Genomic DNA, 13,378 nt, shown 5'->3' on the forward strand with positions numbered 1-13,378 from the left:
TTGCACATAACATGCCGCTGTCTCCCCCCCCCGGCGCGCGCCCCGGCCAGCAGGCGGCGGCGGGGGGGCGGGGGGGGGGGCCCCCCCCCACCCCCCCCCCCCCCCCCCCCCACGACCAGCTCAGCCCACCAGCTTCCGCAGCTCTCCCACCAACGCCCGCAACGCCTTCCCCCGGTGCGAAGCTTCGTCCTTTTCGGACGGTTCCAGCTCCGCCGAAGTCCGCGTCTCCCCCTCCGGCACGAAGATCGGGTCATACCCGAATCCGTTGGCGCCACGGCGTTCCCGGATCAGCGAACCGCGCCATTCCCCGCGCACCACGGTTTCGTCGCCGCCGGGGACGACCAACGCGGCCGCGCAGACGAAAGCGGCACCCATACGCTCGTCGGGGGTGTCGGACAGCTGCGCCAGCACGAGATCCAGGTTCGCCTCGTCGTCGCCGTGCTTTCCCGACCAGCGTGCCGAGAGCACGCCCGGCATGCCGTTGAGCGCGTCGACGGTGATGCCCGAATCGTCGGCGATCGCCGGGAGACCGGTCGCGGCGGCCGCGTCCTGAGCCTTCGCGAGCGCGTTGCCTTCGAAGTCCGGGGCGGTTTCGGGTGCTTCGGGGAACTCGGGGACGTCGGCGAGGCCGATGACCTCGACGCCCTCGATCCCCTCCGCCACCAAGATGCGCCGGAGCTCACCGAGCTTCTTCGCGTTACGGGTGGCGAGGAGCAGCTTGGTCACTTGGCACCCTTCTTCTTGTCGGGGCGCGGCTCGGGCAGTTCGCCGGGATACGGCAGCGCGAGCGCTTCGGTCTGCAGCCGGGTCAGTTCCTCACAGCCCGCCAGCGCCACGTCCAGCATGGTGTCCAAAGTGGACCGCGCGAAGGTGGCGCCCTCGCCGGTGCCCTGCACCTCGATCAGGGTGCCCGCGTCGGTGGCGACGACGTTCATGTCGACCTCCGCGCGCGAGTCCTCTTCGTAGGGCAGGTCGAGGCGCACCCGGCCGTCGACGACGCCCACGCTCACCGCGGCCACCGAAGACGAAAGCGGCTGCGGATCGGCGAGGCGGCCCGCCGCGCCGAGCCAGGTGACGGCGTCGGCGAGGGCGACGTAGCCGCCGGTCACCGCGGCGGTGCGGGTGCCGCCGTCGGCCTGGATGACGTCGCAGTCGATGACGATCGTGTTCTCCCCCAACGCCGCCAGGTCGATGCAGGCGCGCAGGGACCGGCCGATCAGCCGGGAGATCTCGTGCGTGCGGCCGCCGACGCGGCCCTTGATGGATTCGCGGTCGCTGCGGGTGTTGGTCGCCGACGGCAGCATCGCGTACTCGGCAGTGACCCAGCCGAGGCCGGAACCGGCCCGCCAGCGGGGGACGCCTTCGGTGACGCTCGCCGCGCACAGCACCCGGGTGTCGCCGAATTCGATCAACACCGATCCCGCGGGCCACCGCTGAAAGCCGCGGGTGATCTTGATGTCGCGAAGCTGGTCGTCGTTCCTGCCGTCTTTTCTCGCCACGGCCGCCACTCTAGAACCCCGCGTCAGAGGTCGTAGACGGCGCCCTGCTCGACCAGCTCGGCCGCGGGGAACGCGACGGCCGCCTCGGCGAGGACGGCGTCGCGGTCGGTCCATGGCGCGACATGGGTGAGCAGCAGCCGCCCCGCCCCGGCCTTGCGTCCCAGCTCGCCCGCTTCCTTGCCGGACAGGTGGACGCCGGACGGCCGGTCGGGCGAGTCGGTCCACGACGCTTCGGAGAGCAGGACGTCGACGCCGCCGGCGAGATCGGTCAGGGTGTCGCAGACGCCCGTGTCACCGGTGTAGGCGAGGGTTTTGCCGCCGTACGCGAACCGCAGGCCGAACGCCGGGGTCGGGTGGTCGACGGGGACCGCGGTGACTTCGAACGGCCCGATCTCCATGGGCTCCGGACGCAGCGCCGCGAAGGCGAAGACGTCGGAAAGATCGGTGGTCGCCCGCTCCTCCTCGTTCGCGGCATACGCGTGGGCGAGCCGCTCGTGCACATCCGACGGCCCGTACACCGGGAGCCGCCGCGGCCTCGCCGGATACGGCAACGCCGGATGGTAGCGGCGCAGCACGGTGAGCGCGCTGACGTCGGCGCAATGATCGGGGTGGAGGTGCGAAAGGATCAGCGCGTCCAGGTCGAACGGGTCGCGCATGGCCTGCAGCCTGGCGAGCGTCCCGTTGCCGAGTTCGAGCCCCAGGACGAACCCGTCCGCCTCCAGCAGGTAGCCGGACGCGGCGGCGTCGGGCCCGGGGATGCTGCCGGAGCAGCCGAGGATCGTGAGACGCACTGTGACACCTTAAGCACGGAATCGGCGATTTTAGGCGCTGGTGGGAGCCAGCACACCCGGAGCGAAGCCCATGAACCGCTGAGCGAGTCTGGTGAACGGCTCGGCGGATCCGGTGGCGACGAACTCGTGCCGCGGCGGGGTGTCGCGCTCGGCGAGGAGATCGGTCTCGGTGAGGACGCGCACGAGGTCACGCGCGGTCTCCTCGGCGCTGGACACCAGCGTGACGTCCTGGCCCATGACGATCTGCAGCACTCCGGACAGCAACGGGTAGTGCGTGCAGCCCATGACCAGCGTGTCGACCTGCGCGTCCAGCAGTGGTTCCAGATAGCCCTGCGCGAGCCCGAGCACCTGGCGCCCGGTGGTGATCCCGCGTTCGACGAAGTCCACGAACCGCGGGCACGCGACGCTGGTGATCTCGACGTCCTGCGCGGCGTTGAAGGCGTCGTCGTAGGCGCGGGACCGGACGGTGCCCTCGGTGCCGATCACACCGATGCGCCCGGAACGCGTGGCGGACACGGCCCGTCGCGCGGCCGGGAGCACGACTTCGATCACGGGGACGTCGTAGCGCTCCCTCGCGTCGCGGAGACAGGCGGCGGAGGCGGTGTTGCAGGCGATGACCAGCGCCTTCACCCCGCCTTCGACGATGTCGTCCAGCGCTTCCAGCGCGTACCGGCGTGCCGTCGCGATGGGAAGCGGACCGTACGGGTTGCGGGCGGTGTCACCGACGTAGCGCAGCTGCTCACCGGGCAACTGCTCCAGGATCGCCCTGGCGACGGTGAGCCCGCCCACTCCGGAATCGAAGACGCCGATCGGGGCGTCGGCGCTCGGCTTGGTCACACGGCGAGGCTACCGGGGCCGGTCGCTTTCCTGGCCTGGGACCTGTCGGCCCGCGCCATCAGCCAGGCGGCGAAGACACCGGACAACGCACCGAACAGGTGCCCCTGCCAGGAGACGTTCGGATCACCCGGCAGCAGGCCCCAGAGCATCCCGCTCCAGATGCCCAGCAGCACCACGGCCACCAGGATCTGCCCGAGTGCACGGTTGAAGATGCCCCTGACCAGCAGGAACGCGAGCCAGCCGAAGGCGACGCCGGACGCTCCGACGGTCACCGTGCCGCTCGGTGCGATCAGCCAGACGCCGAGTCCGGAGAGCACCCAGATGATCGCGGTGACCAGCACCCACCGGCCGATGCCCGCGGACATGGCGAGGAAGGCGAACACCAGTACCGGAACGGTGTTGGAGAACAGGTGCCCCCAGCCCGCGTGCAGCAAGGGCGCCCAGAGCACTCCGTCGAGATCGGAGACGTCACGAGCGACGATGCCCCCGCTCTGGTCGAGGTCGGCGGGCAGCACGACGTCGACCAGCTCGACCAGATAGAGCAGCGCGGTGAAGGCGAGCGCCACGATCGCGGCGGCCCTCGGGTTCGGCGGCAGGACGCGTTTGGCCGGATCCGTACCGGACGACTCGCTCGCCGGGACCGGCTGGGGAGGCAATGTGGTCACCTCCCCAGGCTACGACGCGGATCGGCGAGATCGCCTCCGTGAGAAACCCTGATTTGTCGGTGGTGCCCGCTACGGTCGATCACATGGGGTTCCCTTCTTCCGAGCACGTGGACGTGCCCGCCTACCTCGCGCGACTCGGCCTCGAACACGAGCCGCCGAGCCTCGACGCCCTTTTCCGCCTGCACGCGGCCCATGTGGAACGCGTGCCCTACGAAGATTTCGAAGTCCAGCTCGGCCGGGTGACCTCGCTGGATCCGGCGGTGTCGTTCGCCCGGATCGCCGCCGGCCGCGGTGGCTACTGCTATCACCTCAACGGCGCGTTCTCGGCCCTGCTGCGGGCGCTCGGCTACCAGGTCACCCGCCATCCGAGCGGAGCGCAGATGGCGGACACGGAGGCCGGGATCCACCTCAACCACCTGGCGCTGACGGTGACCGGGCTGCCGGAAGCACCTGACGTCGCCTGGTTGGTCGACGTCGGGCTCGGGGACGGCATCCACGAGCCGCTCCCGCTGCGTGAGGGCGAGTACAAACAGGGCTCGCTGGTGTTCCGGATACGGCCCTCGGAGATCACCCCCGGCGGCTGGCGGTTCGACCACGACCCGCAGGGCAGTTTCGTCGGGATGGATTTCGCGCCGGAGGCGGCCGTGATGGCCGACTTCGCCGAAAAACACGTCGAGCTGTCGACCGCGGAGGACTCCGGATTCGTCCGCACGCTGGTGGTGCAGCGGCGCGACGCCGACGGCGTGGACTCGCTGCGCGCCCTGACCCTGACCGGTCTGCCGGGCGGCAGAACGGTGCTGGAATCACCGGCCGAGTGGTGGACGGCCATCGAGGACGTCTTCGGTGTGCCTCGCGGCGGATTCACCGGTGAAGAACAGGACAGGCTGTGGCGGCAGGCCGTCGGCCAGCACGAACGTCACACCGCGGGAGGGAGTGAGGTGTCGCCCAGCGCGTAGTCCACGGCCGCTTCGGCGTGCAGCCTCGTCGTGGGGAAGGTGGGCACCGCGCTGTCTCCGGGCCCGACGAGCAGTTCGATCTCGGTGCAGCCGTAGATCACGCCTTCCGCGCCTGCCTCGACGAGCCTCGCGATGACCTCGCGGTACCGCTCGCGGGAGTCCTCGGTGACCACGCCATGGACGAGCTCGTCGTAGATGACCCGGTGCACCGTCTCGCGGTCGTTCTCGTCCGGCACGAGCACGTCGAGGCCGTGTGCGGCGAGGCGTTCGCGATAGAACGGCTGGGCCATGGTGAAACCGGTGCCCAGGAGCCCGACGCGCTTGATGCCGTCGGCCTTGATCGCGACGGCCGTGGTGTCGGCGAGATGCAGGAGCGGGACACCCAGACCGTCGGTGAGCCGGTCGGCGACCTTGTGCATCGTGTTGGTGCAGAGGACGACGAAGTCCGCTCCGGCGGCTTCGAGAGCGCGTGCGGCGCGGTTCAGCTCCTGTCCGGCGTCGTCCCAGCGGCCCTCGGCCTGCATCGCTTCGATTTCGGCGAAGTCCACGGAGTACAGCACGGTGCGCGCGGAGTGATACCCGCCGCGCAGCTCACGGACGCGCTCGTTCACCAGCCGGTAGTACTCGGCCGACGATTCCCAGCTCATCCCGCCCAGCAACCCGATGGTCTTCATGCCCGCCATCGTGCCAGCGCCGGACCGCCTCGGTTTTGAGGTACTCCCCGAATGTCATGAAAGGGTCGTTCAGGACGTTTTTCGTCCTGAACGACCCTTTCATGACATCCGGCTGGACCCGCCCGAACGCTATGAACGGTCCGTTCCTTGCAAAATTTGCAAGGAACGGACCGTTCATAGCGCGCGAAAGGGGGGTCAGGCCCAGAGCTGCCCGTCGAGCCGCTGAGCCGCTTCGTCGAGCGAGCCGGAGTACGCGCCCGTCGAGAGGTACTTCCACCCAGCGTCGGCGACCACGAAAGCCACATCGGCCGGCTTCCCCGCGGCGGCGGCCTTCTCGGCGACGGCCAGCGCGGCGTGCAGCACGGCACCGGTCGAGATCCCCGCGAAGATTCCTTCGTGCTCCAGCAGCTCACGTGTCCGGCGAAGCGCGTCGTACGCGCCGACGGAGTACCGGCCGTTGAGCACACTCGCGTCGTAAAGCTCCGGGACGAAGCCTTCGTCGAGGTTCCGCAGGCCGTAAACCAGCTCGCCGTAGCGCGGTTCGGCCGCGATGATCTGCACGTCCGGCTTCGCCTCGTGCAGGTAGCGCCCGACGCCGACCAGCGTGCCGGTGGTGCCGAGACCACCGACGAAATGCGTCAGCGTCGGCAGGTCCTTGAGCAGTTCGGGCCCGGTGCCGCGGTAGTGCGCGTCGACGTTCGCCGGGTTGCCGTACTGGTAGAGCATGACCCAGTCCGGGTTGGCCTCGGCGAGCTCCTTCGCCCGGCGCACGGCCTCGTTGGACCCGCCGGCGGCCGAGGAGAAGACGATCCGCGCGCCGTACGCCTGCAGCAGCTGCTTGCGCTCGGAGGAGGTGTTCTCCGGCATCACGCACACCAGGCCGTAGCCCTTGAGCTTCGCGGCCATCGCGAGCGCGATCCCGGTGTTGCCCGACGTCGGCTCCAGGATCGTGGAGCCACGCCGGAGGGTGCCGTCACGCTCGGCGGCCTCGATCATCGCCAGCGCGGGACGATCCTTGATCGAACCGGTCGGGTTGCGGTCCTCCAGCTTCGCCCACAACCGCACGTCGTGGGTGGGCGAAAGCCGGGGAAGGCCGACCAGCGGGGTGCCGCCGAGCGCGTCGAGCAGCGACTCGAAGCGAGCCATCGATCAGCCACCGGCCACGGCGGGCAGGATGGTCAAGGTGTCGCCGTCCTTGACCTCGGCTTCGAGACCACCGGAGAAACGGACGTCCTCGTCGTTGACGTAGACGTTGACGAAGCGGTGCAGCTTCTCTTCCTTGACCAGGCGGGCCTTCAGGCCGCCGTGGCGGGACTCGATGTCGTCGATCACCTCGAGCACGGTCTTGCCGGTCGCCTCGACGGACTTCTCGCCGCCGGTGTGCGTACGCAGGATGGTCGGGATGGACACGGTCACGGCCATGGTTTCTACCTCCGGTGGGTTCTCTGCAACGCAGACGTTCGGGCCGGTCCGGGTTATTCCCGGACGGGCGGGTTCAGCCGATGATCTCGACGCGCTCCTCGGTGATCTCCCCGTCCACGATCCGGTACGACCGGAACTGATGCGAATCGGGGTCCTTGGTGGAAACGAGCACGTAGTGCGCGTCGGGTTCCGAGGCGTACGAGACATCGGTGCGGGACGGATAGGCGTCGGTCGCGGTGTGCGAGTGGTAGATGACCACCGGCACCTCGTCGTTGGCGTCCATCTCGCGGTAGAGCTTGAGCAGATCACCCGAGTCGAATTCGTAGAACGTGGGCGAGCGCGCCGCGTTCAGCATCGGGATGTACCGCTCGGGGCTGTCCGATCCCTCGGGACCGGCAATCACCCCGCACGCCTCATCGGGATGGTCACGACGGGCATGGGCGACGATCTCGTCGACGAGTTCACGGCGGATCCGGAGCACGTCGCCCATCTTAGGTGCTGGACAGAGCCGGTCCATACTCTGAGATTGCCGCCACTCGGCACCTCGGCCGGTCAGGAGAAGGCTTCGGGCCAGACATCCCGGTACGCGCGCATGTCCCCCGCCGAAGTGGCGGAGAGCACACCGTGCACCATCGCCCGCCCGAACACCCGCGCGGCCGCCGAGCACAACGTGTCCAGCACCATCGCGCGCCGCGCCGCCGCGACGGGACCCGCGCCGCCGGGAAGCTCCCGGTCGCCGGTCGCCAGCGCGAACACCGTGTCGCCGTCGAACATCGTGTGCGCGGGCCGCACCGCCCTGGCGAGGCCGTCCTGAGCGGCCACCGCGAGCCGTCGCGCCTCCGCCTTGGACAGCGCCGCGTCGACCGCGACCACGCCGATGGTCGTGTTGAGCCCCGAGGCCTTCGCCTCGACGTCACCGGGCCGGTCGGGCCAGCGGACGCCGAACTCGCCGTCGACCTCGTGATCCGCCGCGTAAGCGCGGCCGGTCGAGAGATCGACGGCCTCGCCGGCGGCGTTCACGGCGGCGACGACGCCGACGGTGAACTCCCCGACCTTCTCCGAGGCCGTCCCGATCCCGCCTTTGAGTGATCCCGCCTTCGCCCCGGCGCCCGCGCCGACGGTCCCCGACGGCACTGGGCCGTCCTTGGCCGCTTGGCACGCCGCGTAGCCGAAGGAGGCGTCCGGACGGTTGCCCCAGTCACCGCGCGGCAGGTCGAACAACACCGCGGCCGGCACGATCGGCACCACCTCGTACGGCTGGGTTCCCACCGGGATGCCCTGGTTCCGCTCGGCGAGCCAGCGCATGACGCCGTCCGCGGCGGCCAGGCCGTACGCGCTCCCGCCGGACAGGCAGATCGCGTTGACGTGCTGGACCAGGTTCTCCGGCTCCAGCAGGTTGGTCTCCCGCGTGCCGGGTGCGCCGCCGCGCTGGTCGACGGCCCCGACCGCACCGCCGGGCACCAGCACGACCGTCGTCCCGGTCGCCCAGCCGTCGCCGACCCGCTCGTGGTGCCCGACCAGCACGCCGGGAACGTCGGTGATCATGAGGTCAGCGACTGGATGAGAGTCTCCTGGACCCAGGTCAGCCAGTGGTAGACGCCGAGATGCGGCGCGCGCGGATCGTCCTCGGGCAGTTCGTCGGGCATGTCCTCGGTGACGTCGAGCGCGGTGCCCAGAGCCAGCCGGACGTCGTTGAGCGCGCCCAGCCACGCGTCGGCCTGCTCGAAGGTCAGCCGCACGTTCCCGCCGTCACGCGGCAGGGTGTCCAGCACGATCTTCGCGACGCCGACCTTCTTGTCCAGCAGCTCGGGCTCGTGGATCGACCGCATCGCGGCGGCCGAGTCGATGTCCTCGCGGGTCGGGTTGTCCGGGTCGAGCTTGTGGAAGTCCGGCAGCAGCCGCGAAAGGACCGGGTCGTCCGGCGATTCGGTCGGGCCGGTGCGGATCCCGGTCAGCTCGGCGAGCTCGTCCTGCGGCGCCTCCTCGGCGCGCGCGGTGAGCATGTCCTCCAGCTGGCTGACCAGGCCGCGCAGCACCGCGGCCTCCTGCTGCTCGAACCCGGCGACGATGGTCTCGCCCTTGCGGCGCCATCCGTTCATGAAGGCTGCTCCATGGTCGCCCAGAGGCCGGCGGCGTGGAGTTTCGCGACGTCGGTCTCCACTTTCTCCTTGGAACCTGAGGACACGATCGCCTTGCCCTTCTGGTGCACGTCGAGCATCAGTTTCGTCGCGTGATCCCGGCTGTAACCGAACAGCTTCTGGAACACGTACGTCACGTACGACATGAGGTTCACCGGATCGTTCCAGACGACCGTCCGCCAGGGTTTGTCCTCAGAGACGATTTCTACTCCCTGTGGATCAACCTGCGTCTGCTCGGATGCGACAGGCGTGGACATGCACTCCATGGTGTCACGGGCCCGATCCGGTACGGGCTGGCAGGTCCGGCCATGTGGGTGAATAGGCTGGTGCCATGGGTTTCCCCGAGGCGGCCTCTGGCGCCAGCACCGCGCTGCTCACCGACCATTACGAGCTGACCATGCTGGCCAGCGCCCTGTCCGACGGGACGGCGGACCGCCCGTGCGTCTTCGAGGTCTTCGCGCGTCGCCTGCCCGACGGCCGCCGCTACGGCGTCGTCGCGGGCACCGGCCGGGTCCTCGACGCGATCGCGGACTTCCGGTTCACCGACGCCGAGCTGAGCCAGCTGGAAGCAACGGCCGTGGTCGACGACGCCACCCTTTCGTGGCTCGCGGACTACTCCTTCTCGGGGAACATCCACGGTTACCCCGAGGGCGAGCTGTACTTCCCCGGCTCACCGATCCTGACCGTCACCGGTTCCTTCGGCGAGGCCGTCGTGCTGGAGACGCTGATCCTCTCGATCCTCAACCACGACAGCGCGATCGCGTCCGCGGCGGCGCGGATGTCGGGCGCCGCGCACGGCAGGCCGATCATCGAGATGGGCGGCCGCCGCACGCACGAGTACGCCGCCGTCGCCGCCGCGCGGGCCGCGTACCTCGCCGGGTTCGCCACGACCTCCAACCTCGAAGCCGGGCGCCGCTACGGCATCCCGACGCGGGGCACGGTCGCCCACGCGTTCATGTTGCTGCACGACAGCGAAGAGCAGGCGTTCCGCGCGCAGGTGGACAAGATGGGCGCCGACACGACGCTCCTGGTGGACACCTACGACATCACCAAGGGCATCGAGACGGCCGTCCGGGTGGCGGGCATTGAGCTCGGCGCGATCCGCATCGACTCCGGCGACGTGGGCCCGCTGGCGCGCAAGGCCCGCGAGCAGCTGGACGCCCTCGGCGCCAAGGACACCCGCATCGTGGTGTCGGGCGACCTCGACGAACACGCGATCGCGGCGCTGCGCGCGGAACCCGTCGACGCGTATGGCGTCGGGACCTCGGTCGTCACCGGTTCCGGCGCGCCGACCGCGGGAATGGTCTACAAGCTCGTCGAGGTCGACGGCAAACCGGTCGCCAAGCGCAGCGCGCACAAGGAATCCCGCGGCGGACGGAAATCCGCGCTGCGACGGCACCGCGAGACCGGCACCGCCGTCGAAGAGGTGATCTGGACGGCCGCCTCGGCGTCTTCGCAGGTCCCAGAACAGGGACCGAACGACCACGAATTGCAGATTCCGCTGGTCCGGGACGGCCGGACGGTGGATGATTTGCCCACGCTGGACGACGCGCGCCAGCGGCTTCGGCGGGCGCTGGTGAGCCTTCCGTGGGAAGGCCTCAAGCTCTCGCACGGGGAGCCCGCCATCCCGACCGTATTCGTCTAAAGAGAACTCAGGAGCAATCACATGGGGACCGCTTTGATCGTGGTCGATGTGCAGAACGACTTCTGCGAGGGCGGGTCGCTCGGCCTGCCCGGTGGCGCCGCCGCCGCCGAAGCGATCTCCAAGCAGGCCGCGGAGGGTGGCTACGCGCACGTCGTCGCCACTCGCGACTACCACATCGACCCGGGCGCCCACTTCAGCGAGACGCCGGACTTCAAGGACAGCTGGCCGCGTCACTGCGTCGCGGGCACCTCCGGCGCGTCGTTCCACCCCGCGCTCGACGTGGTCCCGATCAGCGAGGTCTTCTCCAAGGGCGAGTACAGCGCCGCGTACTCCGGCTTCGAGGGCAACGCGCGCGACGGCAAAACGCTCGACGCGTGGCTGAAGGAGCATGACGTCACCGAGGTCGACGTCGTCGGCATCGCGACCGACTTCTGCGTCCGCGCGACGGCGCTCGACGCGGCGAAGGCGGGCTTCACCGTGCGGGTGCTGCTCGACCTCACGGTCGGCGGTTCGCAGCCGACGGTCGACGCCGCGCTCAAGGATTTCGACGAGGCGGGCGTGACCTACACCGGGAAGGCGCCGGTCCCCGCCGCATGATCCAGCACGACCTCCAGGACACCTTGATCGAAAACCGGCTCGTCGCGATCCTGCGGGCCGCGGACGCGAGCCGGTTCGCCGATGCCGCGACGGTGCTGCACGCGGCGGGCGTGCGGGTACTCGAAGCGGCGTTGACCACGCCGGGCGCCACGGACGCCATCGCGACCATCCGGAAGAAGCTCGGCGACGACGCGCACGTCGGCGCCGGGAGCGTGCGCGAGGTGTCCGATGTGGACAAGGCGGCGGACGCCGGTGCGACGTTCCTGGTCACGCCGACGGTGAATCCGCTGGTCATGGAGCGCTCGCACGAACGCGGGCTGCCGGTGATCTGCGGCGCGCTGACCCCGACCGAGATCGACCAGGCGTGGCGTCTCGGCGCGGCGGCGGTGAAGGTGTTCCCGATCGCGGCCGTCGGCGGGATCGCCTACCTGCGGGCGATCCGGGCGCCGATGCCGGACATCCCGCTCGTCCCCACGGGCGGCGTTCACCTGGCCGAAGTCTCGAAGTACCTCGAGTCGGGCTCGATCGCCGTCGCGGCCGCCACGCCGCTGGTCGGTGACGCGCTCGTTTCGGGCGGCTCGCTGACGGATCTGGCGACCCGGGCGAGCGAGTTCGTCGCTGCGGCCGCGAAGTACGTCTCGCGCACCTGACGCATTTAGTCCTCTGAATGCGGTACTTGCGTGTGCAAGGACCGCATTCAGAGGACGAAACGCGGGTCAGGGCTTCTTCTTGCCGTACGGGTCGCAGCGCGCGGTCCCGAGGTAGATGTCGCCCTTCGCCGGTCCGCCGCCCTGCGGGAACAGCTTGATGTGCAGCATGTGCGTCACGAGGCTCCCGTCGGGCGGCGTCGGCGTGACGGTCTCGTTGACCGTGAGCGACGCCAGCGCCGTCCCGCCCTTGCCGCCGGCGATGGTCAGCCGGTAGTTCTGCGGGATGTTCTCCGGCAGCGTGAACCCGCTGACGTCGCCGAACTCGATGTAGCCGAGGCTGCCGTCCTCGGTGGTGCTGCATTTCGCCATGAACGTGCGGACCTTGATCACCGGGCCGCCGAACCGTTTGAGCAGGGTGGTCTCGAAGCGCCGCCCGGCCGCCTCGCCGATGGCCGCCTCGCCGTTCCGGCCGCAGCGCGACTCACCGCCGCCGAACCTGGCGAAATCGCCGGTGGCCCCGCCCTGGGTCTTCGCGCTCAACGGGCCGTCGACGTCGCACGGCGCCAGCTCGCCGGTGACCACGTGTTCGTCGCCGATCTCCACGTCGAGCGAACCGACCGACGCGGACGCCGTCGCGGGCGCGGGATCGGCCGACGCGATCGCCGGTCCCCCCGTCACCAGCGCCCCGGTCAGCATCGTCACCGACAACAGCCTCGAAACGGGTTTCTTCATATCCGGCAGCCTCCACCAACCCTCTGTCCCGTGCAGGGTCATGCCACCCGGTCGAGTGGATCGTGAGGTGCCCGACATTCGGTCCGCGTCCCGTCTTCTGACGTTAACCTCGGTTCACATTCGTGTACTCATAGGAGGTCTGAGTGTCTTCGCTATCCGTGACCGGCACCCGTCCGGTTCTCGCCGACCTCGTTCCCGGCGCACTGGTCCGTGACGCGGTCCTGGTCGCCGGTGGTGCCGCCCTGACCGGCGCGGCCGCGCAGATCCTGATCCCGGTGCCCGGCTCGCCGGTGCCGATGACCGGCCAGACGTTCGCCGCCCTGCTGGTCGGCGCCGCGCTCGGCTGGAAGCGCGGCGCGCTGTCGATGGCGCTGTACCTCGCCGTCGGCGCGGCCGGGTTCGGCTGGTTCCAGAACGGTTCTTCGGGCCTGTTCGGCGCCAGCGCCGGCTACATCGTCGGCTTCGTGCTCGCGGGCGCCCTGGTGGGCGCGCTCGCCGGGCGCGGCGGGGATCGCACGCCGCTGCGCACGGCGGGGACGATGGTGCTCGGCAACCTGGCCATCTACTCGGTCGGTGTGCCGTGGCTGATGGCGTCGACCGGTTTCGGCCTGTCGACCGCGCTCGAAAAGGGTGTCGTGCCGTTCCTGATCGGGGACGCGCTGAAGATCGCCGTCGCCGCGGCGCTGCTTCCGGGCACCTGGGCGCTGGTCTCTCGCTTCCGCAAGGAGTCGTGACCGGTCCTTTCACTGCCCCACGAGCCGCCATGAACGGT

The 13,378-nt window shown here is 69.9% G+C and carries 18 protein-coding genes; 5 read left to right on the plus strand and 13 right to left on the minus strand.

The window, feature by feature from the left end:
- Positions 1-120 precede the first annotated feature (120 nt).
- From rdgB to ACIBTM_RS01835, 5 genes are read right to left on the minus strand one after another with little or no spacing between them, the layout of a single operon-like run.
- The gene (gene rdgB / locus ACIBTM_RS01815; RefSeq protein ID WP_360131965.1) at positions 121-726 is read right to left on the minus strand and encodes an RdgB/HAM1 family non-canonical purine NTP pyrophosphatase; all 606 of its coding nucleotides are present in this window, start codon (positions 724-726) and stop codon (positions 121-123) included.
- Complete coding sequence (gene rph / locus ACIBTM_RS01820) at positions 723-1,499, minus strand: ribonuclease PH (protein WP_037342521.1); 777 nt, start codon at positions 1,497-1,499, stop codon at positions 723-725. Before rph ends, rdgB begins: the two co-directional genes overlap by 4 nt.
- 23 nt (positions 1,500-1,522) lie before the next feature.
- A complete protein-coding gene (locus tag ACIBTM_RS01825; protein ID WP_395874581.1) occupies positions 1,523-2,290 on the minus strand; it encodes an MBL fold metallo-hydrolase in 768 nt (255 codons plus the stop codon).
- A 30-nt stretch (positions 2,291-2,320) separates the two neighbouring features.
- Entirely contained in the window at positions 2,321-3,127 is an 807-nt protein-coding gene (murI, locus tag ACIBTM_RS01830) for a glutamate racemase (protein ID WP_395874583.1), read from the minus strand.
- On the minus strand, positions 3,124-3,792 hold the full coding sequence (locus ACIBTM_RS01835; protein WP_395874585.1) for a rhomboid family intramembrane serine protease: 669 nt from the start codon (positions 3,790-3,792) through the stop codon (positions 3,124-3,126). The genes murI and ACIBTM_RS01835 overlap by 4 nt, the downstream gene beginning before the upstream one ends.
- Positions 3,793-3,875: 83 nt before the next feature.
- On the opposite strand from ACIBTM_RS01835, the gene ACIBTM_RS01840 reads away from it, so the two are divergent.
- Positions 3,876-4,748, plus strand: coding sequence for an arylamine N-acetyltransferase (locus tag ACIBTM_RS01840; protein ID WP_395874587.1), 873 nt, complete (start codon positions 3,876-3,878; stop codon positions 4,746-4,748).
- Here the strand turns inward: ACIBTM_RS01840 and ACIBTM_RS01845 are convergent.
- The 7 genes from ACIBTM_RS01845 to clpS form a co-directional block, all read right to left on the minus strand.
- Positions 4,709-5,422: an aspartate/glutamate racemase family protein gene (locus ACIBTM_RS01845; protein ID WP_395874589.1), complete on the minus strand. Its 714-nt coding sequence runs from the start codon at positions 5,420-5,422 to the stop codon at positions 4,709-4,711. The genes ACIBTM_RS01840 and ACIBTM_RS01845 overlap by 40 nt on opposite strands.
- Positions 5,423-5,617: 195 nt before the next feature.
- A complete protein-coding gene (locus tag ACIBTM_RS01850; protein ID WP_395874591.1) occupies positions 5,618-6,568 on the minus strand; it encodes a PLP-dependent cysteine synthase family protein in 951 nt (316 codons plus the stop codon).
- 3 nt (positions 6,569-6,571) lie between these two features.
- Positions 6,572-6,844, minus strand: a complete 273-nt coding sequence (locus tag ACIBTM_RS01855) for a MoaD/ThiS family protein (protein WP_005165659.1) — start codon at positions 6,842-6,844, stop codon at positions 6,572-6,574.
- Between the two features lie 73 nt (positions 6,845-6,917).
- Entirely contained in the window at positions 6,918-7,334 is a 417-nt protein-coding gene (locus ACIBTM_RS01860) for a Mov34/MPN/PAD-1 family protein (RefSeq protein WP_395874593.1), read from the minus strand.
- A 62-nt stretch (positions 7,335-7,396) separates the two neighbouring features.
- Complete coding sequence (locus ACIBTM_RS01865) at positions 7,397-8,389, minus strand: P1 family peptidase (protein ID WP_395874595.1); 993 nt, start codon at positions 8,387-8,389, stop codon at positions 7,397-7,399.
- The gene (locus tag ACIBTM_RS01870; protein WP_007028265.1) at positions 8,386-8,943 is read right to left on the minus strand and encodes a DUF2017 domain-containing protein; all 558 of its coding nucleotides are present in this window, start codon (positions 8,941-8,943) and stop codon (positions 8,386-8,388) included. Before ACIBTM_RS01870 ends, ACIBTM_RS01865 begins: the two co-directional genes overlap by 4 nt.
- A complete protein-coding gene (clpS, locus tag ACIBTM_RS01875) occupies positions 8,940-9,239 on the minus strand; it encodes an ATP-dependent Clp protease adapter ClpS (RefSeq protein WP_063277132.1) in 300 nt (99 codons plus the stop codon). Before clpS ends, ACIBTM_RS01870 begins: the two co-directional genes overlap by 4 nt.
- A 74-nt stretch (positions 9,240-9,313) precedes the next feature.
- Between clpS and ACIBTM_RS01880 the strand changes: the two genes are divergently transcribed.
- The 3 genes from ACIBTM_RS01880 to ACIBTM_RS01890 are packed head-to-tail and all read left to right on the plus strand — an operon-like array spanning position 9,314 to position 11,874.
- A complete protein-coding gene (locus ACIBTM_RS01880; RefSeq protein ID WP_395874598.1) occupies positions 9,314-10,627 on the plus strand; it encodes a nicotinate phosphoribosyltransferase in 1,314 nt (437 codons plus the stop codon).
- A 21-nt stretch (positions 10,628-10,648) separates the two neighbouring features.
- Entirely contained in the window at positions 10,649-11,224 is a 576-nt protein-coding gene (locus tag ACIBTM_RS01885; protein WP_395874600.1) for a nicotinamidase, read from the plus strand.
- On the plus strand, positions 11,221-11,874 hold the full coding sequence (locus ACIBTM_RS01890; RefSeq protein ID WP_395874602.1) for a bifunctional 4-hydroxy-2-oxoglutarate aldolase/2-dehydro-3-deoxy-phosphogluconate aldolase: 654 nt from the start codon (positions 11,221-11,223) through the stop codon (positions 11,872-11,874). The genes ACIBTM_RS01885 and ACIBTM_RS01890 overlap by 4 nt, the downstream gene beginning before the upstream one ends.
- Before the next feature lie 66 nt (positions 11,875-11,940).
- On the opposite strand, the gene ACIBTM_RS01895 is transcribed toward ACIBTM_RS01890, so the two are convergent.
- The gene (locus tag ACIBTM_RS01895) at positions 11,941-12,606 is read right to left on the minus strand and encodes a choice-of-anchor P family protein (RefSeq protein ID WP_395874604.1); all 666 of its coding nucleotides are present in this window, start codon (positions 12,604-12,606) and stop codon (positions 11,941-11,943) included.
- Between the two features lie 143 nt (positions 12,607-12,749).
- Between ACIBTM_RS01895 and ACIBTM_RS01900 the strand changes: the two genes are divergently transcribed.
- Positions 12,750-13,340 (plus strand): biotin transporter BioY, encoded by a 591-nt coding sequence (locus ACIBTM_RS01900; RefSeq protein ID WP_016336794.1) that lies wholly within the window; start codon positions 12,750-12,752, stop codon positions 13,338-13,340.
- Positions 13,341-13,378: the final 38 nt, after the last annotated feature.

This window comes from Amycolatopsis sp. NPDC049868 (assembly GCF_044461365.1).
GTDB lineage: Bacteria > Actinomycetota > Actinomycetes > Mycobacteriales > Pseudonocardiaceae > Amycolatopsis.

Coding starts and splice junctions, on each gene's coding strand:
- ACIBTM_RS01845 (WP_395874589.1), bottom strand. CDS start 5,422: ATGAAGACCATCGGGTTGCTGGGCGGGATGAGCTGGGAATCGTCGGCC.
- ACIBTM_RS01850 (WP_395874591.1), bottom strand. CDS start 6,568: ATGGCTCGCTTCGAGTCGCTGCTCGACGCGCTCGGCGGCACCCCGCTG.
- ACIBTM_RS01880 (WP_395874598.1), top strand. CDS start 9,314: ATGGGTTTCCCCGAGGCGGCCTCTGGCGCCAGCACCGCGCTGCTCACC.
- ACIBTM_RS01855 (WP_005165659.1), bottom strand. CDS start 6,844: ATGGCCGTGACCGTGTCCATCCCGACCATCCTGCGTACGCACACCGGC.
- ACIBTM_RS01890 (WP_395874602.1), top strand. CDS start 11,221: ATGATCCAGCACGACCTCCAGGACACCTTGATCGAAAACCGGCTCGTC.
- ACIBTM_RS01870 (WP_007028265.1), bottom strand. CDS start 8,943: ATGAACGGATGGCGCCGCAAGGGCGAGACCATCGTCGCCGGGTTCGAG.
- ACIBTM_RS01885 (WP_395874600.1), top strand. CDS start 10,649: ATGGGGACCGCTTTGATCGTGGTCGATGTGCAGAACGACTTCTGCGAG.
- ACIBTM_RS01840 (WP_395874587.1), top strand. CDS start 3,876: ATGGGGTTCCCTTCTTCCGAGCACGTGGACGTGCCCGCCTACCTCGCG.
- ACIBTM_RS01860 (WP_395874593.1), bottom strand. CDS start 7,334: ATGGGCGACGTGCTCCGGATCCGCCGTGAACTCGTCGACGAGATCGTC.
- ACIBTM_RS01865 (WP_395874595.1), bottom strand. CDS start 8,389: ATGATCACCGACGTTCCCGGCGTGCTGGTCGGGCACCACGAGCGGGTC.
- clpS (WP_063277132.1), bottom strand. CDS start 9,239: ATGTCCACGCCTGTCGCATCCGAGCAGACGCAGGTTGATCCACAGGGA.
- ACIBTM_RS01895 (WP_395874604.1), bottom strand. CDS start 12,606: ATGAAGAAACCCGTTTCGAGGCTGTTGTCGGTGACGATGCTGACCGGG.